Here is a 26,921-nt window from a genome sequence, read left to right as displayed (position 1 = left end):
CTCAAGGCTGCAAACCGCGCCGCTCGTTCGGCGTGAGCGCCTGCAGCTGCGGCGCCGTCAACGGCCCCGCCCCCAGCACCTGCACCACACCGGCCGGCTGGTAGCTGGACGCCTGCGGTTCGCCGCCCGTGTGCTTGCCAACACCGGCTTCGTCCGCCTGCTCGTTGCCAAAGCCCAACACCTTCACCGTGAACAGCGACGGCTGCGCCTGGCGCGTGGCCGCCCGTTCGCGCTGCAGCACGTCCTGCGCCGCCGTCACGGCTTGCGTGGCGGCCGCGCTGGCATTGCTGAGCGCCCCCACGTTCACCGAGGCGATCACGGGCATGCCCGTGGACTTGCCCTGCACCTGGATGTTTTCCGCGTTGACCACCTGCAAGGCCGCCAGGTTGACGTTGCCCGAGACGCGGATGCCCGCCTCGCCCGCGTCGATGGTGCCCAGCGGGGCGATCAGGTCGATGTCGCCGGGCGGCACCTCCGGGATCGGGTTCAGGGTGGCGATGCCGGCGCCCGTCGTCGGCGTGCTCGGCGACAGGCTGACGAGGCCGATGCTGTCGTAGGTGCGGCGCTGCGGCGTGTAGACGACGGTGGACTTGGTGCCGCGGCCCGCATTGATGTCGCCCGTGGCCGACCAGGCCAGGATGTTGCCGCCGAATGTGGTGAAGATGCGGCTCTGGCCCAGCAGGATGCTGTCTTTCGCATACATCTGGATCTCGCCCGCCCCCTGCGTCAGCACGCCCGAGCCTTCGCCCGGCGCATAGCCGCCGTCGACGCCGATCAGCGCGCGCCCGCCCGGCACCGCGATGCCGATATCGCCGCCGAAATCCGTGTGGATGCCGGCATCGTTGACGATCACGTGCGGCACGTTGACGGTCGGACGCCCCGCCTCGGCCCACTCCTGCGGACTCAGGTAGCGCACGCCCGCGACGGGCCGCTTGGTATAGATGCCTGCGTAGTCGTTGACCGTGTACAGAGCGCTGCTGAACATCGTCAGGTCGCCCTTGTACTCGATCTTCTTGCCCGCCTTGTCCTGCGTCGGAAAGAGGGTGGCGATGGCTTCGCGGCCGCGCAGGTAGCTGCCGCGGCGCACGCCGTCCGGATCGTTGTACTCGCGCCCGGCCGCCTTCAGTTCGGCAAAGTAGACATTGCTCAGGTACACCTGCTGCTGTTCCTTCGGCAAAGCGGCAAAGAAGCTGCGCGCATCGGTGGCCGGGTCGTAGCGGATACCCAGGCCGCTGTCGCCGCCAAAGCGCGTCGTCAGCCAGTTCACTAGGTGCAGCTGGCTGACCTGCGCGTATTCGCGCGCCAGGTCGCGCCGCACGCCGCCCGTTTGCTGGCCGGCCTTTTCCAGTTCCGCCTGTTTCGTGCCGAGGAAGGCGGCAGCGCCCGCCTCGTCGCCTTTGTAGCCGAACTGGCCGCGCAGCCAGTCGGCCAGGGTCAGCTTGCCGCCGTAGACGTACACGGCGCTGCCGGCCTGGTCGGCCAGCGGACGGCCCGGGTCGGCCAGCTTGGCCGGGTCCAGGTAGCGCGCCGCGAAGGCCGCGTAGTCGGGGCCATTGCGGCCCACGCCGGCGGCCACGCTGATGCCGGCGCCATTGCCCCGTTCGGCGGCGCCGACATTCACGATGGAACCGAGGCTGCGCAGCTCGCCCTTGTCGGCCATATACAGGTCGCGTCCGGCGCTCACATTGAGCTGGCCCGGTCCCGCCACATAGAAGGTGCTGTAGCGGATATCGCGCCCGGCGCTGACGACGGAAACGTCATCGGCATGGCGGTGCACGAACAGGTTGCCGCGCGCCGTCGAGCTGCCGGTGACGACCGGCTTGTCCGGATAGTCCGGCCGGCCGACAAAGCCCTGGCTGGTCCATCCGGCCGCGCCGTCCGGCACGCCCTCGACGCTGCCGAGCGGCGTGCCCGAGTTGACGATATCGCGTCCGGCGCGCACGGCCACGGCGCCGCCGCCCTCGTACCACAGGCCCAGGGCGCCGCTGACGCCCTTCAGGTTGCCCCGGTACACGATGCCGCCCGTGCGCAGGCCGACGATGTCGCCGCTGCTGGCATAGAAATGCGCGGGCAGCTGGCCTGCCGGCACATAGTCGGACACCGTCGGCGGCGTCATGCTGAACAGCGGATACAGTTGTTGCCCGGCATCGCTGGCACCGTTCGGGGTCGAGCCGAACCATTTCAGCGCACCGGGCGCCAGCGCATCGGCGCTGACGTTATGCAGCGGCAGCAGGCCGTACCAGACTTTATCCAGGGCGCCGACGAAGCCCGGATTGAACGGATTCGGCAGCATGCGCGGGTCGGCGCCCGATGGCGTGATCGGATAACCGGCCGCATGGATGGAATCGGCGGCCAGCATTTCCAGCTGGCCCGTGCCCGTCCTGACAAATTGCGGCGCCACCGGCGACGGCGCCAGGATCACGCCGTTTTGCGGCATGTCCACCTTGCCGCCATCACCACCCAGCCTGCCCAGGCTGGCATTGCCGTAGTACAAGCTGCCGCTGGCGGCCACGGCGCGCAGCACGGACGGCATGACGAAGCGCCCGTCCGTCGGCGCGTGGTTGTCGCCGATCGTCGAATTGATCCAGGACGAGGTGGGCGTCAAGTTGCCGCCCGCGCTGAACAGGTCGATGGCCGTGGCCGGCGTCCACAGCGAGAACCAGCTCCAGCCTTCGCCGGTGCGCGCCACGCCCTGGTAGTTGAACGGCGAACCGTTGCCCAGCTGCTTCACGCGGCCCGCATCGGCCGTGCCGCCCAGCACCAGGTCGCCGCGCGCATCGATGCGCACGCCGCTGTCACCCGGCACCAGGATAGGCCCGCCGCTGGCGATGGACGTGCCCGCCGTGTAGGTTTCGTACGGCCGCGATTCCGTCGGATCGGCGCGGTCGAAACGCAGTTCGACGCCGCCCACGGCGCCCGCCTCCATGCGCAGCGCGCCACGCAGGTTGGTGAAGGTACTGTTGAGCGTGGGATACTGGCGCTCGAAGCGCGTATCGACATTCGCGAAGTCGCCGTTGCGGTCGAAACTGCGCACCGCGGCGACCGGATTGAGGCCGCCGCCGATGCGGATGTCGAGGTCGCCCCCGCCCGTCAGCAGCAGCTTGCCGTCCGGCGTCACCCTGCCCGTGCTGCCCACGGCCACGTTCAGGCCCTGGCTGCGCGGCGCGAATTCGCCGGCCGGGTCGGCACGCGAGGTCAGCATGCCGGCGTCGCCGCCCGCCTGCAGCAGCACATTGCCGCCGCCCAGGGTGCCGATGCCCGTAAAGCCCGACACGACCGGCAAGCCGGCAAACAGGTCGGGACCTTCCGGGCGCGCGACGTAGGTGCCGAAATTGACCCACCACGCCGTCGGCACGCCCGCGCCCGTGCTGCCGCTGCCCTGGCGCCACAGCCAGCTGCCGATATCGCTGGTGTCCTGCTGCGCGTTGAGGAAGCCGATGGCATCTTCGCGGCGTTGCGTGGAGGTGCCCAGGGTATCGCCCTTGACGTCGCCCTGGGCGCGCAGCAGCAGATTGCCGCCGTGCTCGGGATACCAGGCGCGGTACAGGCTCTCGCTGCCGCCATCGACGAAGCGCGTCAGCTTGTCGCCCAGGGCGCCGAGCAGCTGGCCCTTGGCGTTCAGGCCGCGCGGCAAGTTGAACAGATCCTTGCCATCGACCAGCGGCGAGGCCGACTGCGTGCCCGCCGTGTAAACGCCATACAGCGAACGCATGTCGAAGTCGCCCGCGGCCAGCAAGTCGAGGTCGCCCGTGCCCGTGCGCAGCACACTGAACAGGGGCTGGCGCGCCGGTTCCACATTGGTCACATATTCGGGCGGCGTGCCGTCCGCCACCTTGATCACATAATGGGCATAGTACTCCAGCATGAACTCTTCGCTGCCAAACCACGTCTCGATATCAACCTCGCCTTCCGGCATGCCCTCGCTGATGGCTTGTTCACTGAAGATATATTTGCCCGGCAAACCCGTACCCGGCTTGACCGACGTCTTTTCCCCCATGCCGTAATGCGTATCGGCCAGCATCAGATGGGCGTCCTTCGCATGCGGCCGCAGCGCGCGCGTATCGGCCGCGGCCGTATCGGCGCCGCCCACCAGGCGCAGCGACCACGCTTGCGAACCCTGGGCCAGCATGGGCGCCAGCGCCAGGTTGCGGCCCTGGCTGCCGCTGCCATCCTCGCTGCGCAGCGCCACCATGGTCGCGTCGCCAGGCAGCTTGACCAGCGTGCCGGCTGGCAGCACGCTGCCCTTGTCCAGCGCCAGCGCGGAGGCCAGCACCACGCCATTGATGGCATTGACGCTATCGCCCGTGTCGCGCGGTTGGCCTTCCGGGAAGGGCAAGGCCACATTCGCCGGCCACACCATGGCCGCCACCTTGGCCGCGCCAGGCAGGCGCAGGCCGGCATCGAGCTGCATGCCGCTCGATAAGGTCAGCGCCTTGGGCAAGACGGTGCCGGCCGCGTACAGCACGCTGCCGTCGGCATTGCGCACGGCACCGCCCAGCACGCTGCCTGCTGGCAAGTTCAACTCCGCCGTCAAGGTGGCGCGCGCCGCCAGCAAGGTGCCGCTGCGCAACTCCATGGCTTTCATCGGCACGGCAAAATTGACGCTCGTGCCCGATTTGAAATACGTGTCCTCGGCCAGGGTCACCAGGCCCGCTTGCGGCACGACGACCTCGCCGCCCCACGGCAGCCGGCCCTTCACCAGCTGCCAGCCCTTGTTATCCACCGTGACGGGCAGCTTGCTGGTATCGAAACCATCCGTGATGCTGCCAAAGACGCTGAGCTTGCCACCGGCGCGCAGCACCAGCGCACCGGCCTCGCCCGAGCCGTACACGCCGCTCAGGCGCGCCAGCGGATTGACGCCGTCGTAGCGGTGGCCGGACAGGTCGATGTCGCCATCGATATGCAGGTCGCCGCCCGGCGTGGCGCTGACGATCTCGACGCCGAGACGCAGGTGGAAGGCGTTCGCATCGCCGCGCAGGCCGCGCAATTTGTTGTTCATCAAGTTGCCGTTCGCCAGCGCATTGACCATGAAGGCCTGGCTGTCCCCGTGCTTCTCGTCCAGGTAAGCCTGGTTGATGCTCTGGTAGCTGCGGCCGTCCGCATCCTTGCCGGCGCCGGCCGGGGCATCCTTGTATTGCCAGAAGGCGTTGACGTTGACGGTGCGCACGCCGGCGATGTTCAGCGCGCCGGCCGCGTCGATGTCGATATCGTTGCCCGTGGCGCCACCGAGGCGGCGCGCATTCAGGTCGATGCTGCCGTAGTTGCCGCCGCCTTTGCCAGCCTCGCCGCTACGCAGGTCGAAGCGCGCGCCGTTTTCCAGGGTCAGGCGGCCGCCAGGCGACGCCAGTTCGATCACGGCGCGGTTCGGCGCCTCGATCACCTGGCCATAGCTGTCCGTGCGCAGCACCGTGCCGTGCGCGTCGAGCACGGCACCGGACTGGATGGTGACGCCGTCGCGGCCGGCCAGGCGGATGCTGCCCACCTGCTCCCCGCTGGCGTCGATGCGGCCGTTCACCGTCAGGCTGCCGCCGTCGACGGAGACGCTCACTTCGCGCGCCTTGAGCTCGTCACCGATGGCCAAATTACCCTGCTTGAGCTGGAAGCTGCGGCTGCCGAATACCTTGCCCGTGTTCAAACGCTGGTTCAGGCCGGCGAAGTCGCCGATCCGCTGGGCGCGGATGTCCGCACCGCCGGCCGCGTAGCCTACCTGGGTGCCGCCCGCGTCATAGCTGCCGCTGGCGCCGCCCAGCAAGGTGCCGCGCAAATCGACGCTGCCGGCAGCGTCACCGGTGGCTGTCGCGCTGAGCTTGCCGGCGCGATTGTTCACGGCCGACACGTCGATCACGGAGGCGGCCGCCTGGCGCACGTCGCCTTCGCGGCTGTCGAGGATCACGTCGCCGCCCCAGCTGTACTTGCTGGTGTCGTAGAAATCGATCTTGCGACCCGCCAGGTCCAGCTTGGCCTTGTCGCCCAGCAGCACATCGCGCTCGGCCGACAGGGTCAATTTTCCGCTTGGTAAGACCACCGACGTATCCACGCTGACATTGTTGCCGCTCAGCGCCACTTCGGCGCCCAGCGCGCCGGCCAGCGCCGCATTCGTCGGCGAGGCGGCGGCCGCGCCTGCCGGTGCGCTCACCTTCAGGTCGCCGCCCGCCGTAATGCGGTTGACGGAGCCGGCCGCGCCCGTCAGCAGCGGCGTGTTGATCAGCAAATCGCCGCCGCTGTAGCGGTAGCCATTGGTGGCCGTATCCCACGCGCTTTGCGACTGGTAGACGGACAGGCTGCCCTTGTTGTTGGCCGTCAGCTGTTCGCTGGCGTTCAGCGCCACCTGGCCGAAGCCCAGCACCAGGCGATCCAGCTTGTGGATGGTGTCGGGACGGCTGTCCGGCGTGAAGCCGAACTCGATGCGCTTGGCATCGACCTGCAGGCGGCCGCTGCCCGTACCGGGGCCATTCGCAACCACGGCGCCGGGCGCGTTCGTCGCGCCCTGCCACACGAGGGTGTCCGTGTGGATGCGCGCCAGCGCGTCCGCGCCGCCATAGCCGTAGATGGCGGGCGTATTGAGCACCAGGCGCGACAGCGACGACTTGCCCGTGGCCGCATCGATGGTCGACAGCTGCGACGAATCATAGAAGTTGAAGGAGTTGCGCGCTGTCAAGCCCAGGCTTTCCAGCGCCGGTGCACCCGTGCTGGTGTCGCCGCGCAGCAGGCGGTCGAGCACGCCCTGGTTCAGCGCCAGGCCGTCCGGCAGGGCGCCGCGGGCGCTGGCGTCCGCCAGGGACGCCTCTCTGCCGACATTGATCGCCCCCATCGCCAGCACCAGGTTGCGCGTGCCGTAGCGCACGTTGTCGCGCAGGGTAAACGCGCGCTCCGTCACGGCGGCGATGGTGCCCTCGGAATACAGCGAGGTGCCGCCGCCACAGGCGCCGTCCGCCTTCCTGCAGGCGCCGATGTCGATGATGCCGGGGCCATACGATTCGGACGATGGCGCCGCGGCCGGCAGCATGTCCAGCCAGCCGTTCGAAACGGCCAGCACGCTGCCCATGGGCAGGTACACATAGCCGTCGCGCGAGTCCCAGGCCGCCTTGCCGCGGCCCAGCGTATTGATGCCGGAACCCTGCTCGAGGATGATGCCGTCGTCTTTTCTCGCCGTCACCAGGAACACTTCGGCCGCCTTCAGCACGGCGCCGTCGCGCAGCACGATGCCGCCCGCCGATTCGTTGATGGCGGCGATATTGGCGCGCTGGTTGCTGCCCGTGCCAAATTCGCTGTAGGTCACGCGCGGCAAGCCGCCGATGCCCACGCGCTGGGCGCCGAAGGCATTGATCTGCGACGCGTGCACGGAGACGCCATTGAAATCGGCCAGCGGCGCCGTGCCGTCGGCCAGCACTTCGTAGCGGGTCGATGCATGGTTGCCCGTGCCCAGCAGCAGGGAGCCGCCGAAGCCGCCCTCGGCCGGCGCGTACAGGGTGCTGCCATCCATCATCAATGGCGTATGGTTGTTCTCGACGCTGTGCAGGGATGGAGCGATCAGTTGCAGCCGCACGCCCTTGGCGTCGCGTTCGAGCATGGCGCGCGGCACGCCGTCGCGCGTGGCCTGCGCCACGGCAAAGGCGGCATAGCCCGTTTCATTGTATTGCGAATAGCTGCGCAGCACGTCGGCCGGCGTCAGGATGGCTTGCTGCGCCACCACGTCGCGGAACGCCGTGCCCGCCACGCCCGTCTGCGCCGCGGTGGCAAACGAGCCATTGCGCATGGCGATCGTGCCGCCTGTCTCGACGGCGCCGGCCAGGCCATTCAATTCCACGCGGAATGCACCGGGCAGCAGGGCGAAAGTCGATGGCAGCAAGGTGTAGGTGCCGGCCGCCAGGCCGGGCACGCCCGCGCCGATGGTGATCTGGCGTCCCACGGCGGGCTTGCCCGCGCCTTGCTCGGCCGTCAAAGGCGCCACGTCCGGCTGTACGCCGGGAATGATGGCGTACACGGGGTTGGTATTCAGGCCGGGCAGGGTGAAGCCGCCGTTCGGCTTCATCTGCACCAGCGGATTGAGGCGCGCGTCGGTGGAGCCGCCGCGTCCGGCCAGGAAGGCCGCGCCCGTCAAGGTGCCGCCGCCCGACAGGTCGAGCACGGCGCCGGCTTGCACGTCGACGGCGGCGCCCGTCAAGGCGATCTCGGGACCGTTGCCCACGCCCTTGAACACGACGTCGTTGCCGTCATACAGGTAGCTGAGGCCATCGAGCGTGCCGCCGTACGGCATCGTCAAGCCTTTCGCGCTGACGGACGTCAGGCTGCCCGGCAACAGGTTGACATGGCCCGTGTAGGCTTCATAGCCTTCGGCGCCCAGATTGATCTGGCCCAGCGGCGCGCGCAGCACGCCATGCTGGTTGATGGTGGGGGCAACCAGGCTCAGGCTGCCAAACACGGAGAACGGCTGGTTCGGCGTGGCGCTGCCGGCGCTGCGCCCGATATCGAGCGTGCGCAGCGGATCGAGCGTGACGCGGATAATGCCGTATTCGTCGATGGCGCTCTTCTGGCCCACCGTGACCATGCCGCTGTCGCCCGTGGCCGGGTAGATTTGCGCGGCCACCAGGGTGGCATTGCCCGGCTGGTACAGGGCGGCGCTGTTCGACAGGCGCATGTCGCCGCGGCTGTTGAGGGTCAGCTGCTCGAAGGCATCGCGTTCGACCACCAGGTCTGCGCCGCTGCTCTGCGCGATGGTGCCGCGCGTACCCATGTTGACCTCGCCCGCGATATCGAGCATGCCCGCATCGATCTGCAGCAGGGAATCCTCGGCCACCAGCGGCACGCCCAGCATGCCCCGTCCCCTGCCCAGGTTTTTCGAGCCTTTCACGGCATTGGGCACGATGTAATCGTCCTTCTGGGCACGCACGGCCGTGCCCAGGCGCACATACGGTGCCGCCAAGCGCACCTGGCTGGCAAGGCTGGTCGCCTTGTCCTGGCCATCGGGCAAAGGCTGCTGCGCCAGCCCCAGCGAGGTGGCGCTGAGGCGCAGGCTCTGGCCCAGCGACAGGTTGACGTCGCCGTCAAAACTGAGCATGCCATTCACATGCAGGGCAAGGTTGTCGAAGCCGCCCGCCTGCACGCGGTCGACGCCCAGGCGCGCGCTGCCATAGCGCAGCGCCGCATCCTGCTGGCCGGCGCGCAAGTCGACGGGCAAGGCACTTTCGCCCTGCGCCTGCGCCAGCAGCATTTCGCGCGGCACGCGCACCGCGTTGTCCACGTTGCCGCCTTGCAAGTTGTAGCGGTCGACCTTGCCATAATTGGGCGTGTCCAGCGCCAGCGCCAGGGTGCCGCCGGCCGCACCGACGCCACCGGCCGCGGCGCGCAGGGTGCCGTCGGCAAAGATGCCGTTGTACGAACTGAGCGAAATCAAGCCGCCATTGCCAGCCACGTTGACGGCGCCCTGGCTCGGCAAGTCCAGCGCGGCTTGCGCGCCGCTGGCGTCGAGCAGGGCGCCAGGACGCACGACGACAAAGGCATCGGCCGCGTCGACGCTGGCGGCGTCAGCCTTGTAGCGGGCGCCGATTTCGATGCTGCCGCCCTGGTCCGCACGGCCATAGCGACCGCCGCGCATGTCGGTGGCGACCGTGGCGCGGCCAGCGACATCGAGCACGGCCTTGTCGCCGATCCAGATCGACGTCGCTTGTCCCTTGCCGTTCGGCAGGTCCACATCATTGCCCGTGCCAAACGTGCCTGGCAGGATGGCGATCTTGCCGCCCCAGGCGTCGAGCCGCCCATCGACGGTGATCTGGTCATTGCCCGTCAGGCTGATCTGGCGGCCCGGATCAACCTTGATGACGGCGCCCTGGGCCACCGCCAGGGCGCCCTTCACGTGCGGACTGCCGGCCGTCAGCGACAGGTTGGCGCCGGCGCGCTGCGTCAGGCGGGCCTTGCGCGCATCTTCCTGGTACAGCTCCGGCGTCCACAGTTCCAGCGCGGCGCCAGGATCGGTGCCGCCCGCCACCGTATGGCCCGTGGCGGGATTGAAATGCAGCACGGGCATGGTGACGTCAATATGTGCATCCTTGACCACCACGACGCCATCGCGGCCCGTGATGGCGTAGTCGGCAAAACCGCTCCGGAACAGGCTCGCGTCCAGCGCCAGCAGCGGCTTGACGGCCGCGTCGCGCCCCAGCACCATGCCGGCCGGCAGCACCAGACCAGGCGGTGCGCGCAATTCTTCGGTGGCGATGCTGCCCGCCGCGTACTTCGTCGTCACCGGTACGATAGGCAAGCCCTGCGGAAAGGCCGCCGCCGACACCACGAAGCCGGCATTCAGGCCATTGATGACCGTCAGCACGCTGCCGGCTGGCACGATGGAACCCTCCCATACATACGTCGCGTTGTTGATGACGACGTGCGCGCCAGGCGGCAACAGCAGGTCGGCCCCCAGCACCAGCGGTTTTTGCACCGACACATCCACCACCACGGGTTTGCTCAAGGCCTGGCCCGGCTTGATCACGCTGGTGGTCAAGGTGAAAGCCAGGGGAATCGTCTCGCCCTTGGCGATCAGCAATTCATCGGCCAGGCGCAGGGCCAACGGCGAACTGCTGCCGCCTGGCAACACATCGCCTTCGAGCAGCTGGCCGCCGATGCTGACGGCCGCGCCGCTGTCGATCACCAGGCGTCCGCCGCCTTTCACGCCATAGCCGCGCAATTCGCCATCGAGCTTGAGCATGGCGCCCGTCGGCGCCTTCTCCGTCGGCAGATCGACCGCCAGGGTGATGTCGCCGCCGCGCCCGCCCTGCAGGCTGCCATTGCCCATCAGGGCCGCGCCGGACGAGACGTCGATGACGCTGCCGCCCGTCAGGTCGATGCCGCCCGAGCTTTTCAGGCTGACCTTGCCGCCATTGATATACGGCAAACCGGCGCCGGCGCCGGGATCGAGTTCCAGGTTGCTCCACAGGCCGCGCGCATCGAGGCGCACGCCGGGCGCCACGCGCACGCCGGCCGTGCCCGTGGGACGGTTGTCCGGCACGAGCTTGCCATCGGCCCATACCGCGCCCGCATTCGCCAGGTAGCGCGAGACGATGTCGCCGGCGGCGATGCTGCCGCCGCGCGCGCTCACGTTCGCTTTCAGCGCCACGTCGGTGGCGTGCAGGGCGATGTCGCCGCCATCGGCCACGCGCACGTCGGCATTGACGTCGAGCTTGTCGTAGGCATAGATATTCAGCACGCCCAATTCCAGCCCGTTGAGCCAGTCGGCGTCGAGCTGCAAGGTCTGGCTGCGCGCGGCCGGCAAGGCGGCGTCCAGCAGCTGGCCATCGGCGATGCCGGCCACCTTGCCGATTTGCACCTTGTCCAGCACGGCTTGCGGGCTGTCGCGCATCTGGCCCGTCTTGGTATCGAAGACGGGTGTCATTTTGCCGACGATCAGTTGGCCGGCGCGCGCCGCCGCCGTCTGCGCCTGCTTGTAGCCATCCACGCCGTCATCGCGCTTGCGCTGCTGGCGCTCGCCCTGGAACACGGACGTGTCGATATCGCCTTCCAGCACGGCCGCGCCCGTGGAAACGATCAGGCGGCCCGCATCGCGGCCCACCGTATAGCCGTTTTCCAGGCGTTCGCGCGGACCGATCAGGGCATTCGCATAGGTTTCCGTCGTATTCGCGCCCCAGCGCGCATGCGTGCTTTCATAGCCGCGGTACAAACCCGTGTACAGATTATCGCCCGGCGCCGTGCTGAGCTTGTACATCGCGCCATCGGCGCCCTTCAGCCACGTCTGCTTGACCATGCCCGTCTGCACGTCCAGCGAGCCGCCGGCGATATTGATGCGCGAGCCGGCCTGCGTCACCACTTCGCCGCCGCCAAAGCCGACGGTGCCGCCCTGGGCCGCCCATTCACCGATGCCGTGGCCGCTGGTGTTCAGGTAGCCGCTCACTTCCAGCAAGCCGCCGGCCGTGTACCAGCGGTCCGTGGCATAGCCATTCGTACCGGCCGGCACCAGCACCAGGTCGCGGCGGTCGACCCACACATCGCTGTTGTTCAGGTATTTGGCGTCGCGGCTGCCGGGAGCGTCGCGCTGCTCGTTGCCCTGCACGTTGATCAGCACATTGTTGCTGCTCATGTCGACCTTCACGCCGACGGCGCCGGAGACGTCGATGGCGGCGTCGCGCGCCACGTGGCTGCGGCGGGCCGCGTCGACCAGCACCTGGCCGCCCGTGGCAAGGGTCAGCGAATCGCCTTCGAACTCCACGTTGCCGGCCGAAACGATGCGCACCAGCGACTGGTCGCGCCGGTCCAGCGGCGTGTCCGTTCCCTTGCCCGTGTCTTTCAGCAGGGTGTCGCGCTGCACATCGAGCGCCGTGGCGCCGTTATCGTCGATAAAAATGGCGCTGACGCTGCCGCGTCCCATGGTGACCTTGGCGTCGTCGCCCACCGCCGCCAGGTGGATGGCGCCGCGTCCGTTGACGGAGGTGCTCGACAGCAGCACGCCGTCCTGGCGCAGCGTGTTGCCACTCAGCGTGATGTCGCCGCCGGCCGACTGGATCAAGCCGCTGTTGACGACGGCGCCGGCGTCGCTGCCGGCCGCGCGCAGCATCCCGACTTCATTGCCGCGCGTGCTCGAATACTGGTTCTTGTCCGTGCCCTGGCCCGGGCGCACGACGATGGCGTCGCCGGCGGCCAGCGTGGTCTGGCCGTTCGGCGTGGTGATGGCGCCCGCGTTGTGGACGCCTCGGCCAGCCAGCAGCACATAGCCGCCGCCTTCCGTCACCGTCTGCGGCTTGCGCGTGTCGATGCGCGCGCCGGCGGCGACGAGGACATCGGCCTCGGCCTTGCCATGTTTGAAGGTATTCTGGTCCAGCAACAAGTCATTCGCAAAGGTCGGCACGGCGCCCGTGCCCTGCGCCTTGCCGTACAGGCCGCTCTTGAACTGGCTGTCGCTCATGCCCATGGCGGCGGCCGCCAGATTGCGCGTATCGACCTGGCTGCTGCCCGTAAACACGATGCCGTTGCGGTTGACGATCATCACCGTGCCATCGGCCTTGATCTGGCCCTGGATCTGGCTGGGGCGCGCCAGCGGATCATTGACCCGGTTCAATACGGACCAGTTCGATTTCTGGTCGAACTGCAAGGTGGTGTTCTTGCCGACGTTAAAACTTTCCCAGTTCAGTATCGCCTTGTCGTCCGTCTGCACGACCTTCACGACGGTCTTGCCGTCGGCCTGGCTCTGCACCGGTCCCTGGGCATTGAGCCAGCCGGCCGTCAGGCTGTTGCTGTCGATCTGCAAGCCGCCCTTGACCAGGCCATCGGGAGCGCCGCCCGCCGCCAGCGCCGCCTGGCGCGCGGCCGCCTGCACCGCCTGCTCGGCGGCGATGCCGCGCGCGGCCAGCAACAGGTTATTCAGCGATTGCTGCAGCTTGCCTTCGGCCTTCTGCTGCTGCAGCAAAGGATTGTTCAGCGACGTGGCTGGCTGGCCATTCGGCAAGCGTCCCGTGCTGGCGGCCGTACCCTGCTGCGCGCCCTTGCCGGCAAACCAGGCGCCGCTGAACGGCTGCTGCGCCTGCGCGCCGCCTGCCTGCAGCAGCACGGCGATGGCCAGCGCCAGCGGTTTCAGGCGCACGGGGCGCCCGGTCCGGTTGCCCGCCATGGCGGAGGAGGATGCGTGTTTCGTGACCGACTTGCTTCGCTGCATGGCGACATTCCCTTTTCATGTTCCGTTGCTGACCGATATCGCGAGGCGGCGCGCGGCACGCACGGGGCGGGCGGCAGGCACTGATTCGCGGCTTCCAGCAGCATTGACAGGGAACAAGGTCCGGGACTGCAAAAGGTCATGAAAATGTCATAATTGGCGGCATGCCATCGGCGTGCATCGCTAGCCAAACAGCACGATGCCGCCCGGCAGCCGCGTCACGCGCGCGCCATACGCGTCCTGGATCAGGGCGATCACGTCGTCGAGACGGTCGAGCGAAAAGCTCGCTTGCACGCGCGTGAGTTTCAAGGCGTCGCCATTGAGGATCAGCTTGCCGGGACGGTAGCGGTTCACCTCATCCACCACCTCGGCCAGGGTGCTTTGCTTGAATACCAGCAAGCGCTGGCGCCACGCGCTGACGTCGCCCCTGGCCACCGCGCGGGCGATGCCGAAATGCTCGGGCCGGTAGCGCAGCTGCTGGCCGGCCGCCAGTTCCGCATCGTTGCCGGCCTGCGCCACGCGCAGGCGGCCCGCCAGGCACGTCACGCACACTTCCTGGCCAAACAGGCGGATATTGAAACGGGCGCTGCCGGCCGACACGGTGCCGTCGCCCGCCTGCACGCGCACCCGCGCCGCGCCGCGCAAGCCGGCCTGGAATTCCGCCTCGCCCGCCAGCAGCACCAGCGCCGCGGCGCCATCCTGCACGGGCGCCGCGTCGAGGCGCGTCTGCGTATTCATCTGCACCAGCACGCCGCCATCGAGCGCCACTTCGCGCTGTTCGCCCGTACCCGTGGCGTAGTCGGCGGCAAGACCCGCGACGGCCGGCCACAGGTCCATGGGCGGGCGCAGCACCAGCAAGCCCAGCGAGGCGGCGACGGCGCCGCCGAGCCAGGCGCGCCGCGCCGTGTTGACGGGTGCCTGCGCCCGCTTGACGACGCGCGCGGCCGGCGCCATGGCGCCCCACACGGCGCGCGCCTCGGCAAACGCGTTGGCATGCTTGCGGCTGCGCGCGCACCAATGGCGAAACACTTGCGCATCGCGCTCGCTGACCTGGCCCGAGGCCAGGCGCACGACCCACGCCTGCGCTTCCTTCTGGATGACACTCATGTCGTCTTCCGCTTGTTCAGTCATGATGTTTAGACGTTTTTCCCGCGCCGGGACCGAAGCGCTGAATGAAATCGCGTCCCATGCGCTCGCAGCAATGTTCCAGGCCGGCGCGCAATTCCTTCTCTACCGTGCGGGCGGAAATGCCGAAGCGCTCGGCGATATCGCGGTGCGGCAACTGGTCGACGCGGGCGGCGATGACGATGGCGCGCCGGCGTTTCGGCAACTCCTGCAAGGCCCGCTCCAGTTCTTCCAGTTCGGCGCGCGCGCTGAAGGTGCGGGCCGGGTCGGCCAGCTCGTCGGCCATCTCGTACAGGTCGTCGATATCGGGCAAGCTGAGCAGACGCGCATTGTCGCGACGTTGATCTTCCGCAATGTTGATGGCGATACGCATCAAATAGGCGGACGGGTAGCTGATGGCCTCGGGCGCATTCATCCGTTCGACCCGCAGATACGTTTCATGCAGCGCGTCGTTGGCCAGGTCTTCCGAGCCCAGGCGGCGCTGCAAGTGGCGGCGAAACTGTCCGTAGCGTTCCAGGAACAGCTTGCGCAAGGTGGTTTTGAGCAATTCCGGCATGGTCAGGGCGCCCCGGCCAGCAGGTAGGGCGCGCAATCGGCATCCGGATCGGGCCGCGGCGTCAATAAAATCGTCAGCGGCTGCGGCAAGCCCGCCGGTGGCGCGCCATCCATCAGCAGGCTGCGCAAACGCTGCAGCACGGCGCGGTCGCGCTGTTCCACGCCGCTCGGTTCCAGCACGTGTACGGCGCGCACCTTGCCCCGCTCGTCAAGCCACAGCTGGAAAGCCAGGCGGTAGCGACCGAAGGCGTCCGGATGCAAGCGGCACAGGGCGCGCGTGAGCGAGCGCTGCAGGATGGCCGCATAGCCTTGCAACGGTAGCGCGGCAGGAGCGGCCTCGGCCGGCACGGGCGCCGGCGCCACGGGGGCGTCGGCCAGCGCCAGCAAGGTAAACGCGTTGCTGCCGCTGAAGCGCGCGCCCAGCTGCGTGCCTGCCAGCAAGCGCTGCAGCGCTTCGGCCGGCGTATAGTCGCCGCGCACGGGCGCTGCCACGCGACCGGCCGCCAGCTGGCTGCTGACGAGCACGGAATACCCGGTCACTTCGCCGAACGCCACCAGAGCCGCATCGAGCGGCTGGGCGGGCAAGTCGAAGCGCAGGGTCGCGTGCGCGCTGGCGTCAGCACCGTCCGCACCCGCAGCCGGCCGCACGAATGTCATCAATGTCATGAATGTCATCAGCAAGCAGGCGGACAGGGCATTGCCCGTTGCGGCGCGGCGGTGGCTTAGTGTCATTTTCCAGGGGAATCAACGAAAAATCCTGCTCATGAAGTGTCTTGACTGCAATGTTGCCTGCAGAATGGCAAGATGGTAGCTTCATAAAATGACAACTGCATGACATGGCATCGGCCCGCATGCCGGCCTGTGTCATCGCCGCGACATATGATCTTGCTATGCTGAACGCCTGATCCACCACTGCGGGAGCCGCCATGGCACGCCTGTTATCACTATTGCTGCTGGCCTGCGCCACCCTGTCCGCACAGGCGGACGAGCACACCGTCGTCGTGAAGGCGGCCGCGCCGGAGAAGGGCTGCGTGGAAGTGGAAGTCAATGGCAAGCGCGCGCAATCGATGTCTTGCTTGAATGAAAAATTATTGCCAGATAGCAACACCGTGAACCGGCAGCCGCCCGCCCTGTCCGGCGCGGAAGCGATCGTGCAGCGCCCGTCGAACCAGCTGGGCCTGTACAACCGCGCCGCCCTCGAACACCGCATGGGCAATGCCTTTGGCAAATCCGTCACGCCGCAGCGCCCGCCGCCGGCGACGCCCGCCAGCCCGCTGCTGCCGGCCCGCTAACGCTGTTGTCAACGCACAGTCCATTTGCGCTGTCAAGATTGCGCAATCGCGCCGATTGCGTATCATTCCAGGCTTGATCGCTCTGGAAACAACCATGCTGCCCACTATCGAACAACGTCTTGCCCTTGAACTTGCCGCCAAACCGGTGCAGGTTGCCGCCGCCATCGAACTGCTCGACGAAGGCGCCACCGTGCCCTTCATCGCCCGTTACCGCAAGGAAGCGACCGGCGGCCTCGACGATATCCAGCTGCGTCTGCTCGAAGAGCGCTTGCGCTACCTGCGCGAGCTGGAAGAGCGGCGCGCCGCCATCGTGGCCTCGATCACGGAACAGAACAAGATGACGCCCGAGCTGCTGGACGCCGTCATGCACGCGGAAGACAAGACGCGCCTGGAAGACTTGTATCTGCCATACAAGCAAAAGCGCCGCACGAAGGCGCAGATCGCCATCGAAGCGGGCTTGATGCCGCTGGCCGACGGCTTGCTGGACAATCCGGAACTGACGCCGGAAATGGAAGCGGGCAAGTTCCTGCGCGAAGCGTTCACGAGTGCCGATGGCAACAACCCGGGCGTGGCGGACACCAAGGCGGCCCTCGACGGCGCGCGCCAGATCCTGATGGAGCGTTTCGCCGAAGATGCAACGCTGCTGCAAACCTTGCGCGAATACGTGCAGGAACACGGCATCGTCGAATCGAAAGTGGTGGAAGGCAAGCAGGACGAAGGCGAAAAATTCGCCGATTATTTCGATTACTCGGAAACCATTTCCACAGTGCCGTCTCACCGCGCGCTGGCGCTGCTGCGCGGCCGCCGCGAGGGCATCCTCGACGTCACCCTGCGCCTGGATACGGAAGCGGAAAAACCGAAATGGGATGCGCCGCACAACCCGTGCGAAGGCCGCATCGCCGCCCGCTTCGGCATCAAGAGCCTCGGCCGTCCAGCCGACAAATGGTTGCTTGACACGGCGCGCTGGACCTGGCGCGTGAAAAGCTTCATGCACCTGGAAACGGAACTGATGGGCGCGCTGCGCGAACGCTCGGAACTCGACGCCATCAATGTCTTCGCCACCAACCTGAAAGCGCTGCTGCTGGCCGCGCCGGCCGGCCAGCGCGCCACCATGGGCCTGGACCCGGGCTTGCGCACGGGCGTCAAGGTCGCCGTGGTCGATGCCACGGGCAAAGTGGTCGACACGGCCGTGATCTACCCGCACCAGCCGAAAAACGACTGGGACGGCTCCCTGCACACCCTGGGCCGCCTGGCCGCCAAGCACAATGTGTCCCTGATTTCCATCGGCAACGGCACCGCCTCGCGCGAGACGGACAAGCTGGCGCAGGATTTGATCAAGCAGCATCCGGAAGCGAAGATGACGAAGATCGTCGTCTCGGAAGCGGGCGCGTCGGTGTATTCGGCGTCCGAGTTCGCCTCGAAAGAGTTGCCGGACATGGATGTGTCCCTGCGCGGCGCCGTGTCGATTGCGCGCCGCCTGCAAGACCCGCTGGCCGAACTGGTGAAAATCGACCCGAAATCGATCGGCGTGGGCCAGTACCAGCATGACGTGAGTCAAAGCCAGCTGGCCCGTTCGCTCGATGCCGTGGTGGAAGATTGCGTGAACGCCGTGGGCGTGGACGTGAACACGGCGTCGGCGCCGCTGCTGGCGCGCGTCTCCGGCCTCTCGGCCAGCGTGGCGCAAAGCATCGTCACCTACCGCGACATGAAGGGCGCGTTCACCTCGCGTGCGGCCTTGAAAGCCGTGCCGCGCCTGGGCGACAAGACGTACGAACAGGCAGCGGGCTTCCTGCGCGTGATGGGCGGCGAAAATCCGCTGGACGCCTCGGCCGTCCATCCGGAATCGTACCCGCTGGTGGAAAAAATCCTGGCCGATATCAAGAAGGATATCAAGGCCGTCATCGGCGAAACGGCCCTGCTGAAAACACTCAGCCCAGCCAAGTATGCGGATGAAACCTTCGGCGTGCCGACCATTTCCGACATCTTGAAGGAACTGGAAAAGCCGGGCCGCGATCCGCGTCCGGAATTTACGACGGCCACCTTCAAGGAAGGCGTGGAAGAAATCCGCGACTTGCGCCCGGACATGATTCTCGAAGGCGTGGTCACCAACGTGGCCGCCTTTGGCGCCTTCGTCGACATCGGCGTGCACCAGGATGGCCTCGTGCACATCTCGGCCCTGTCGAACACGTTTGTGAAAGACCCGCACACGGTGGTCAAGGCGGGACAAGTCGTGCGCGTGAAAGTGCTGGAAGTCGATGAAAAGCGCAAGCGCATCGCGCTGACCATGCGCCTGACGGATAGCGCGCCGCAGGCGGGCAGCAAGCCGGAGCAACGTGGCGACCGCAACGACCGCCGCAGCATGGCGCAGCACCAGTCGCAGTCGCGCAACGCGCCGGAACCGGCCGGCAGCATGGCCGCCGCGTTCGCCAAGCTGCGCGGTTAAGTTCGTGGCCGCCAGGCAGGGTATCACCATCCTGGCGGCGGACGCGGCCGGCCCGGATGCGCAGCTGCTGCTCGACGAATTGTCGGACGCATTGCTGCGCATCAATGGCGACAGCGGCCGTTCTTCCTTCGATGCCGAGGCGGCCACGCCGCGCGGCGGCTTTTATCTTGCCCGCAACGCCGCCGGTGACCTGCTGGGCTGCGCGGCCCTGCGCCCGCTGGGCGGGCCGGACAGCGCCACGGCAGAACTCAAGCGCATGTATGCGCGCCCCGGCCAAGGTGGCGTGGGCGCGGCCCTGCTGGCCCATGTGGAGGCGCAGGCGCGCTGCTTCGGCTATGCGCGGCTGCACCTGTCCACCCGCGTGGCGAATACCCGCGCGGTGGCGTTTTATGCCAAACACGGCTATGCACCCGTCGTTGCCTGGGGCAAATACGTGGGCGCGGCACAATCGGTGTGCTTGGGCAAACAGTTATAAGCGTCAACGTGGCTGACTTGCCCGATTTATGACTTGAGCGCATACCCGTGCCGGCGTTTTCTTATAAAATGACGGCATCTATTTATTTACCCATCAGAGGCAGCTATGAGCGACGTACAAACCTGGATCAAAGAAACCGTGACGAACACGCCAGTCGTGCTGTTCATGAAGGGCACGGCCCAGTTCCCGCAGTGCGGCTTTTCCGGCCGCGCCATCCAGATCCTGAAAGCATGCGGCGTGGAAAACATCGCTACCGTCAACGTGCTGGATGACCCTGAAGTGCGCCAAGGCATCAAGGATTACTCGAACTGGCCAACCATTCCGCAACTGTATGTCAATGGCGAGTTCATCGGTGGTTCCGATATCATGAATGAAATGTTTGAATCGGGCGAACTGAAGTCCCTGCTCGATGCCTGATAGTCAACAGCAGCGGCCGCGCCGTATCGTCGTGGCCATCACGGGCGCCACGGGCGCCGTGTATGGTTTGCGGCTGCTGCAATTGCTCGGCGCCATCCCCGGCGTCGAGACGCATCTGGTCTTGTCGGATGCAGCCGTATTGACCCTGCACCAGGAAACGGGCGTGGGGCGCAAGGACATCGAAGCGCAGGCGCACGTGGTGCACAAGCTGCGCGACATCGGCGCAAGCATCGCCAGCGGCTCGTTTCAATCGGATGGCATGGTCGTCGCACCGTGCTCGATGAAGACCCTGGCGGCCGTGGCCCATGGCCTGTCGGATAATTTGATCACGCGGGCAGCCGATGTGGTACTCAAGGAGCGCCGCCGCCTGATTTTGATGGTGCGCGAAACGCCGTTCAACCTGGCGCACCTGCGCAATATGACGGCCGTGACGGAAATGGGCGGCATCATCTTCCCCCCACTACCCAGCTTTTATCACCACCCGCAAAGCATTGCGGAGATGGTCGACCATACGGTCGCGCGCGTCATCGACCTGCTCGGCATCGAGCACGCCCTGGCGCCGCGCTGGAATGGTTTGAAAACCCCCAGCGACGGCACGCCTGGCTAGCCCTCTCCGCTTGCTACCGCCAATTCAACGCTTCTCAAACTGAACGGCACTGGCCTGCTTCAAATCCCTGGCTTCTTCAACCATCCTGCGGTGGGCGATCCGTTTGCGCATCACTTCCGCATGTTGCGCGGCAGTCATGGGGGGCACGGTCATCAAGTCCTTCAGCTGCGCGGTATTGCTGTAGTTACTTTTCATAAGACGGCTCAAATGCTCGGCTCCGTAGTGGATGAACTGGCTGCTTCTGATGTGATTATGCGCTGGTATTGGCCGCTGCGCCGCTGCGCGCGGGATTATTGTCAAATAATTCCGCTGCAGCGCAACATGCGAGGTCTTATTGTGCGACAAAATCATGTCTCCAGTATGACGTTGCGCAAATAAAAGGACAGGAAGAGCGCCGCCAGCGAAAGGCGGACGGCGCCGGCCGGGGATGGCCTGAATGCTTACTTTTGGTAGTTGACTCTGACCAGCATGCGAATAAATTCTCGCGCGATTTGACGATGATGTTCATCTAATCTTTGCAAATCGGCAATTAATTTCACATCGGCGGACTCAAACCGCGACAAAGCGCTGCCCGCTTCGCCATTCGGCGTGGCGCTTTCCGGGCCGCCAAAACGCAACCATTCCGCCGGAACGCCCAACCATTGGGCAATCATGCGCAATTTCTCTTGCGTCGGAATTGCTTCACCTACTAACCATTTCCTAGCTGCATGCACGGTAATCGGGCGCCCGTCGAAACGGATATTGAATTCCCGGGCCAGTCTGGTCGGGCTGTCTGGAGAATAATGGGCGTTTTTGAGAGCCAACTGAAGTCGCTGGCTGAAGCTTTCGCGTTCGTTAGAAGAATTCATAGGTGTACTATTTCATGTTGTAACATGAAAGTCAGTTTCTTGAATGACCATACAGAATGTTACATTTGAAAAGAGTATCAATTAACAATTAACACTCCGGCCGGGCTTTCCGGGTAGAAAAGTGGGCCGAATTTTCTCTTGTGATTCTGCGTGGCTTCGGGTCAAATTCGCGGCTGGCCTTGATTTTCGCACTGCAGCACGATTCAAAGCCTCGGTTTGGCATTACAACGTACGGTATCGGATAATGCCCTCCTCTACCGATGTACGCAATGCCCATGTCATACAATTTCTTGTAGACAAAGTTTTCAGAAGGGCCATTTTGTTTCCAACATGGAAACGATTCGAACAACGTGCTCAGAGTGAAACGTTGTTTTTTGATCGTGCCGGTTGGAAAGAATCTGCGCCCGAAAAATTTTACTGCCATCGCAGCGAAAAGAATGTCGCTGTTATGCCAGGAAAGCTCTTTTTGGTGTCATCTTGGCCACCAACTCTCGATCTTAAGCGCGTTTGCGCCAGAAGAATCAATTTATTTTCAGTAACTGTTGCCTTATTCGCCAAATTCCCCTATCTACGTCCTCTTTTTTCTTTGTTGCAGCACGGGCAGGGCACGCTACAATAGTATTGACGTTGACGTAAACGGCACTTTGCCACCCATTACCCCGCAGCACCCATCCAGCGACCGACCACCCATGCAACCGACACCGCCCGCAGCAATGACGACCTATACCATTACCGAACTGGCGCGGGAATTCGACATCACGGCGCGCGCCATCCGTTTCTATGAAGACCAGGGCTTGCTCAGTCCGAAACGCGAAGGCGCGGGCGGGCGCAGCCGCGTCTACACGCCGCGCGACCGCACCCGATTGAAACTGACCCTGCGCGGCAAGCGCCTGGGCCTGGCGCTGTCGGAGATCAAGAGCCTGGTCGACATGTACGAGTCGCCGAAGGACACGCGCGCGCAGATGGACCGCTTCCTGGGCGTGCTGGCGCAGCACCGGCAAACCCTGGAACAGCAGCGCATCGATATCGAAATGGCACTGGCGGAAATCAGCGCGCATGAAGACGCTTGCGCGCACATGCTGGCGGACTTGAACCTGGATCAGGCGCAAACCAGCTAGGCAGCGATGCGGCGGCGCAGGCCGCACGCGCATCGCTTTACGTTTACGTAAACGTCACAACTGAGTATCATAGCTTCACTGACCCGGCATCCATGACCGCCACACTTATAACGACGAGGACGACATGCTCCATCTCCCAGGCTTGACCTTTGACCACGGCGAAGACATCGCCTCCCTGCGCGAAGCGATCCAACAATTTGCCGCCGCCGAAATCGCGCCGCGCGCGGCCGAGATAGACCGCACCGACCAGTTCCCCATGGACCTGTGGCGCAAGATGGGCGACATGGGCTTGCTCGGCATTACCGTCAGCGAAGAATACGGCGGCGCCGGCATGGGTTACCTGGCGCACATCATCGCCATGGAAGAGATTTCGCGCGCCTCGGCCTCCGTCGGCCTGTCCTACGGCGCCCATTCGAACCTGTGCGTGAACCAGATCAAGCGCAACGGCACGGCTGAACAAAAGGCCAAGTACCTGCCGAAGCTGATCACGGGCGAACACATCGGCGCGCTGGCCATGTCGGAACCGAACGCGGGCTCGGACGTCGTCAGCATGAAGCTGCGCGCCGACTTCAAGGGCGACCGCTGGGTCTTGAACGGCACCAAGATGTGGATCACCAACGGCCCCGACGCGGACGTGCTGGTCGTGTACGCGAAAAACGACCTGGAAGCGGGTCCGCGCGGCATGACGGCTTTCCTGATCGAAAAGAATTTCAAGGGCTTTTCCATCGCGCAAAAGCTCGACAAGCTGGGCATGCGCGGTTCGCACACGGGCGAACTGGTGTTCCAGGATTGCGAAGTGCCGGCCGAAAACGTGCTGGGCGGCCTGGGCAAGGGCGTCAACGTGCTGATGTCGGGCCTCGACTTCGAACGCACCGTGCTGTCCGGCGGCCCGCTGGGCATCATGCAGGCGTGTATGGACCTGGTCGTGCCTTACGTACATGACCGCAAGCAATTCGGCCAACCCATCGGCGAATTCCAATTGATGCAGGGCAAACTGGCCGATATGTATTCGACCATGATGGCGTGCAAGGCCTACGTGTATGCCGTGGGCCAGGCGTGCGACCGCGCCACCACGCCGGAAGCCGTGCGCCAGTTGCGCAAGGATGCGGCCGGCGCCATTCTGTATAGTGCGGAAAAGGCGACGTGGATGGCGGGCGAAGCGATCCAGGCCCTGGGCGGCAATGGCTACATCAACGAATTCCCTGCCGGCCGCCTGTGGCGCGATGCCAAGCTGTACGAAATCGGCGCCGGGACCAGCGAAATCCGCCGCATGCTGATAGGCCGCGAACTGTTTGCGGAAACCAAGTAAGCACGGGCGCGCGGTAATCGACTGGGTGAAGAGCTATTTATGCGAGCACAGCTATGACGCACATTGCCTTCCCCAAATTGCTCTCTTCCCAGATTGCATTCGATATCGCGCGCACCATCCGCGACGGCTTCGACAAGCATTACCGCCTGTTCCGCGAAACCAGCCAGCAAGCCAAGCAGTATTTCGAGCAAGGCGCCTGGGCCGCGGCACAGACGGCGGCCCGCGAACGCATCGACTTTTATGACAAGCGCGTGCAGGAATGCGTGCAGATGCTCGAAGATGAGTACGAAGAGTCGGAGTTGAGCGATGAAGTGTGGCGCGAACTCAAGCTGCACTACATCGGCATGCTGACGGAACACAAGCAGCCGGAACTGGCGGAAACCTTCTTCAATTCCGTCTGCTGCAACATCCTGCACCGCACGTATTTCAATAACGACTATATTTTCGTGCGTCCCGTCGTGTCCACGGAATACATCGAAACGCAAGACCCGGTCCCCACCTACCGCGTGTATTACCCGGGCAAGGACGGCTTGCGCCACACCCTGACGCGCATGCTGACGCACTTCCAGCTGGATTGCGCATTTGCCAACCTGGAGCGTGACGTGGCCCAGGTGGAAGCGCGGCTGCAGCAACTGTTCGGCGGCGACAGGATCGAACCGAACCACCAGATCCAGGTCTTGACCAGTTTGTTCTACCGCAACAAGGGCGCCTATCTGGTCGGCAAGGGCATCAACGGCAACCGCGAATATCCGTTTGTCGTGCCCATCCTGCACAACCGTCACGGCAAGCTGGTGCTCGACACGGTGCTGTTCGAGCAGCAGCAGATCGCCGTGCTATTTTCATTTACGCGCGCGTATTTCCTGGTCGATATGGAAGTGCCGTCGGCGTACGTGCAATTTCTCCGAAGTTTGCTCCCGCGCAAGCCGCGCAGTGAAATTTATACGATACTGGGCTTGCAAAAACAGGGCAAGACGCTGTTTTACCGCGACTATCTGCAGCATCTGAAGCACTCGTCGGACCACTTCGAAAGCGCGCCCGGCATCCGCGGCCTGGTGATGCTCGTGTTTGCCCTGCCGTCGTTTCCGTATGTCTTCAAGGTGATCAAGGATTTTTTCCCGCCGCCCAAGGAAACCACGCGCGCGCAAGTCCAGCAAAAGTACTTGCTGGTGAAACACCACGACCGGGTGGGCCGCATGGCCGACACGCTCGAGTATTCCAACGTGGCCTTTCCCCGCGCCCGTTTTGCCGAGGAATTGCTGGCCGAGCTGAAACAGTTCGCCCCCTCGCTGATCGAAGAAGACCACGAGCAGATCATCATCCGCCACCTGTACATCGAGCGGCGCATGGTGCCGCTGAACATGTGGCTGAGCAATGCCGAGAAGGAAGGCCGCGACGACCTGGTCGAACACGCCATCGTCGAGTACGGCAACGCCATCAAGGAATTGGTGGCGGCGAATATCTTTCCGGGCGACATGCTGTATAAAAATTTTGGCGTCACGCGTCATCAACGTGTCGTTTTTTACGATTACGATGAAATCGAGTACATCACCGATTGCCAGTTCCGCGTCATTCCCCAGGCGCGCACGGAGGAAGAAGAAATGTCGGCCGAACCTTGGTATCCCATCGGCAAGCACGATGTGTTTCCCGAACAATTCGGCACCTTCCTGCTGGGCAATCCCCGCATCCGCACCTATTTCATGCAGCACCATGCCGACCTGCTGACGGCGCAATATTGGCAGGCGCGCAAACAGCGCATCGAAGACGGCCATATCGAGGACGTCTTCCCTTATCCGCAGCACCTGCGTTTTTGTATGCAGTCATCATCCCCACCCCTAACCGGAGATCCAACATGAATGATCCAGTCGTAATCGTCGGTGCCGCGCGCACCCCCATGGGCGCCTTCCAGGGCGACTTTGCCAACGTCACCGCCAGCGACCTGGGTGCCGTGGCCATCCGCGCCGCCGTGGAACGGGCTGGCGTGGCGCCGGATGCCGTGGAACACGTATTTTTCGGCAATTGCCTGATGGCTGGCCAAGGCCAGGCGCCAGCGCGCCAAGCCTTGCGCAAGGCTGGCTTGCCCGATTCCACGGGCGCCGTGACCCTGTCGAAAATGTGCGGCTCGGCCATGCAGACGACCATGTTCGCGCATGACACCTTGCTCGCCGGCAGCGCCGACGTGGTGGTGGCGGGCGGCATGGAATCGATGACCAACGCCCCTTACCTGGTGCCGAAGGCGCGCGGCGGCTACCGCATCGGCCACGGCATGATCTATGACCACATGATGATGGATGGCCTGGAAGACGCCTACAGCCGCGATGAAAAGGGCAATGCCCGCTCGATGGGCACGTTTGCCGAAGAGTGCGCCAGCCAATACCACTTCACGCGCGAAGCGCAGGATGCCTTCGCCATCGAATCCGTGAAACGCGCGCAAGCGGCCACCAAGGATGGCAGTTTCGAATGGGAAATCGTGCCCGTGACCGTCTCCGGCCGCGGCGGCGACACCGTCGTCAGCATCGATGAAGGCCCGCAAAAAGCCCGCCTGGAAAAAATCCCCACCTTGAAGGCGGCGTTCAAGAAGGATGGCACCATCACGGCCGCCTCGTCTTCGTCGATCAACGATGGCGCGGCAGCCCTCGTGTTGATGCGCGAATCGACGGCGAAAAAGCTGGGTTGCACCGTCATCGCGAAAATCCACGGCCACGCCACGCATGCGCAAGCGCCGAACGAATTCACCACGGCTCCCATCGGCGCGGTGAAAAAACTGTACGCCAAAACGGGCTGGAGCAGCAGCAATGTGGACTTGTTCGAGATCAATGAAGCGTTCGCCGCCGTGCCGATGGCCGCCATGCACGACCTCGACATTCCACACAGCAAGATCAACATCCACGGCGGCGCGTGCGCGCTGGGCCACCCGATCGGCGCCTCGGGCGCGCGCATCATCGTCACCCTGCTGGGCGCCCTGAAAAAAACCGGCGGCAAGCGCGGCGTGGCGGCCCTGTGCATCGGCGGCGGCGAAGCGACGGCGATGGCGATCGAACTGGTATAAGCTCTTCCTGAGCACGGGCGCGCACCGCAGTTCAC

The 26,921-nt window shown here is 65.2% G+C and carries 16 protein-coding genes; 10 read left to right on the top strand and 6 right to left on the bottom strand.

The features are described from left to right. Position 1 precedes the first annotated feature (1 nt). From O3298_RS27980 to O3298_RS27965, 4 genes are all read right to left on the bottom strand, one after another. Positions 2 to 13,654, bottom strand: coding sequence for a filamentous haemagglutinin family protein (locus tag O3298_RS27980; protein ID WP_305061086.1), 13,653 nt, complete (start codon positions 13,652 to 13,654; stop codon positions 2 to 4). Positions 13,655 to 13,834: 180 nt separating this feature from the next. Further along, positions 13,835 to 14,782, bottom strand: coding sequence for a FecR domain-containing protein (locus O3298_RS27975; protein ID WP_305061085.1), 948 nt, complete (start codon positions 14,780 to 14,782; stop codon positions 13,835 to 13,837). Then, a complete protein-coding gene (locus tag O3298_RS27970) occupies positions 14,775 to 15,332 on the bottom strand; it encodes an RNA polymerase sigma factor (RefSeq protein WP_035823145.1) in 558 nt (185 codons plus the stop codon). The genes O3298_RS27975 and O3298_RS27970 overlap by 8 nt, the downstream gene beginning before the upstream one ends. A 2-nt stretch (positions 15,333 to 15,334) precedes the next feature. Beyond that, complete coding sequence (locus O3298_RS27965) at positions 15,335 to 15,997, bottom strand: secretin and TonB N-terminal domain-containing protein (RefSeq protein ID WP_180278660.1); 663 nt, start codon at positions 15,995 to 15,997, stop codon at positions 15,335 to 15,337. A 260-nt stretch (positions 15,998 to 16,257) separates the two neighbouring features. Here O3298_RS27965 and O3298_RS27960 point away from each other — a divergent pair, with 260 nt between their 5' ends. The 5 genes from O3298_RS27960 to O3298_RS27940 all read left to right on the top strand — a co-directional run bounded on the left by O3298_RS27960 (position 16,258) and on the right by O3298_RS27940 (position 20,565). Beyond that, on the top strand, positions 16,258 to 16,623 hold the full coding sequence (locus O3298_RS27960; RefSeq protein WP_305061084.1) for a hypothetical protein: 366 nt from the start codon (positions 16,258 to 16,260) through the stop codon (positions 16,621 to 16,623). A gap of 94 nt (positions 16,624 to 16,717) precedes the next feature. Next, on the top strand, positions 16,718 to 19,066 hold the full coding sequence (locus O3298_RS27955) for a Tex family protein (RefSeq protein WP_099666063.1): 2,349 nt from the start codon (positions 16,718 to 16,720) through the stop codon (positions 19,064 to 19,066). 4 nt (positions 19,067 to 19,070) lie between these two features. Next, positions 19,071 to 19,541, top strand: a complete 471-nt coding sequence (locus O3298_RS27950; RefSeq protein WP_305061083.1) for a GNAT family N-acetyltransferase — start codon at positions 19,071 to 19,073, stop codon at positions 19,539 to 19,541. A 105-nt stretch (positions 19,542 to 19,646) separates the two neighbouring features. Further along, on the top strand, positions 19,647 to 19,958 hold the full coding sequence (gene grxD, locus O3298_RS27945) for a Grx4 family monothiol glutaredoxin (protein WP_305061082.1): 312 nt from the start codon (positions 19,647 to 19,649) through the stop codon (positions 19,956 to 19,958). Then, positions 19,951 to 20,565, top strand: coding sequence for a UbiX family flavin prenyltransferase (locus O3298_RS27940; RefSeq protein ID WP_305061081.1), 615 nt, complete (start codon positions 19,951 to 19,953; stop codon positions 20,563 to 20,565). Before grxD ends, O3298_RS27940 begins: the two co-directional genes overlap by 8 nt. Before the next feature lie 24 nt (positions 20,566 to 20,589). Here the strand turns inward: O3298_RS27940 and O3298_RS27935 are convergent, their stop codons facing one another. Further along, positions 20,590 to 20,916 (bottom strand): hypothetical protein, encoded by a 327-nt coding sequence (locus O3298_RS27935; RefSeq protein WP_289919990.1) that lies wholly within the window; start codon positions 20,914 to 20,916, stop codon positions 20,590 to 20,592. An 89-nt stretch (positions 20,917 to 21,005) separates the two neighbouring features. Continuing rightward, a complete protein-coding gene (locus O3298_RS27930; protein ID WP_034753756.1) occupies positions 21,006 to 21,413 on the bottom strand; it encodes a hypothetical protein in 408 nt (135 codons plus the stop codon). Positions 21,414 to 21,657: 244 nt separating this feature from the next. Between O3298_RS27930 and O3298_RS27925 the strand changes: the two genes are divergently transcribed. From O3298_RS27925 to O3298_RS27905, 5 genes are all read left to right on the top strand, one after another. Then, the gene (locus O3298_RS27925; protein WP_305061080.1) at positions 21,658 to 22,032 is read left to right on the top strand and encodes a hypothetical protein; all 375 of its coding nucleotides are present in this window, start codon (positions 21,658 to 21,660) and stop codon (positions 22,030 to 22,032) included. A 94-nt stretch (positions 22,033 to 22,126) separates the two neighbouring features. Then, positions 22,127 to 22,531 (top strand): MerR family DNA-binding transcriptional regulator, encoded by a 405-nt coding sequence (locus tag O3298_RS27920; RefSeq protein WP_251351570.1) that lies wholly within the window; start codon positions 22,127 to 22,129, stop codon positions 22,529 to 22,531. Between the two features lie 124 nt (positions 22,532 to 22,655). Beyond that, positions 22,656 to 23,840, top strand: coding sequence for an isovaleryl-CoA dehydrogenase (locus O3298_RS27915; RefSeq protein ID WP_077398251.1), 1,185 nt, complete (start codon positions 22,656 to 22,658; stop codon positions 23,838 to 23,840). A gap of 53 nt (positions 23,841 to 23,893) precedes the next feature. After that, positions 23,894 to 25,693 carry a bifunctional isocitrate dehydrogenase kinase/phosphatase gene (aceK, locus tag O3298_RS27910; protein WP_289919792.1) on the top strand — a complete coding sequence of 600 codons (1,800 nt, stop codon included), beginning with the start codon at positions 23,894 to 23,896 and terminating at the stop codon, positions 25,691 to 25,693. Next, the gene (locus O3298_RS27905; RefSeq protein ID WP_152285190.1) at positions 25,690 to 26,886 is read left to right on the top strand and encodes an acetyl-CoA C-acyltransferase; all 1,197 of its coding nucleotides are present in this window, start codon (positions 25,690 to 25,692) and stop codon (positions 26,884 to 26,886) included. The genes aceK and O3298_RS27905 overlap by 4 nt, the downstream gene beginning before the upstream one ends. Positions 26,887 to 26,921: the final 35 nt, after the last annotated feature.

Origin of the sequence: Janthinobacterium sp. SUN137 (assembly GCF_030587265.1) — a bacterium.
Lineage (GTDB): Bacteria > Pseudomonadota > Gammaproteobacteria > Burkholderiales > Burkholderiaceae_D > Janthinobacterium > Janthinobacterium kumbetense.
This window is presented reverse-complemented; position numbering and strand designations above follow the sequence as displayed.

Coding starts and splice junctions, on each gene's coding strand:
- O3298_RS27940 (WP_305061081.1), top strand. CDS start 19,951: ATGCCTGATAGTCAACAGCAGCGGCCGCGCCGTATCGTCGTGGCCATC.
- O3298_RS27975 (WP_305061085.1), bottom strand. CDS start 14,782: ATGACTGAACAAGCGGAAGACGACATGAGTGTCATCCAGAAGGAAGCG.
- O3298_RS27920 (WP_251351570.1), top strand. CDS start 22,127: ATGACGACCTATACCATTACCGAACTGGCGCGGGAATTCGACATCACG.
- grxD (WP_305061082.1), top strand. CDS start 19,647: ATGAGCGACGTACAAACCTGGATCAAAGAAACCGTGACGAACACGCCA.
- O3298_RS27915 (WP_077398251.1), top strand. CDS start 22,656: ATGCTCCATCTCCCAGGCTTGACCTTTGACCACGGCGAAGACATCGCC.
- O3298_RS27955 (WP_099666063.1), top strand. CDS start 16,718: ATGCTGCCCACTATCGAACAACGTCTTGCCCTTGAACTTGCCGCCAAA.
- O3298_RS27930 (WP_034753756.1), bottom strand. CDS start 21,413: ATGAATTCTTCTAACGAACGCGAAAGCTTCAGCCAGCGACTTCAGTTG.
- aceK (WP_289919792.1), top strand. CDS start 23,894: ATGACGCACATTGCCTTCCCCAAATTGCTCTCTTCCCAGATTGCATTC.
- O3298_RS27970 (WP_035823145.1), bottom strand. CDS start 15,332: ATGCCGGAATTGCTCAAAACCACCTTGCGCAAGCTGTTCCTGGAACGC.
- O3298_RS27980 (WP_305061086.1), bottom strand. CDS start 13,654: ATGCAGCGAAGCAAGTCGGTCACGAAACACGCATCCTCCTCCGCCATG.
- O3298_RS27925 (WP_305061080.1), top strand. CDS start 21,658: ATGCCCTCCTCTACCGATGTACGCAATGCCCATGTCATACAATTTCTT.
- O3298_RS27905 (WP_152285190.1), top strand. CDS start 25,690: ATGAATGATCCAGTCGTAATCGTCGGTGCCGCGCGCACCCCCATGGGC.
- O3298_RS27935 (WP_289919990.1), bottom strand. CDS start 20,916: ATGATTTTGTCGCACAATAAGACCTCGCATGTTGCGCTGCAGCGGAAT.
- O3298_RS27960 (WP_305061084.1), top strand. CDS start 16,258: ATGGCACGCCTGTTATCACTATTGCTGCTGGCCTGCGCCACCCTGTCC.
- O3298_RS27965 (WP_180278660.1), bottom strand. CDS start 15,997: ATGACATTGATGACATTCGTGCGGCCGGCTGCGGGTGCGGACGGTGCT.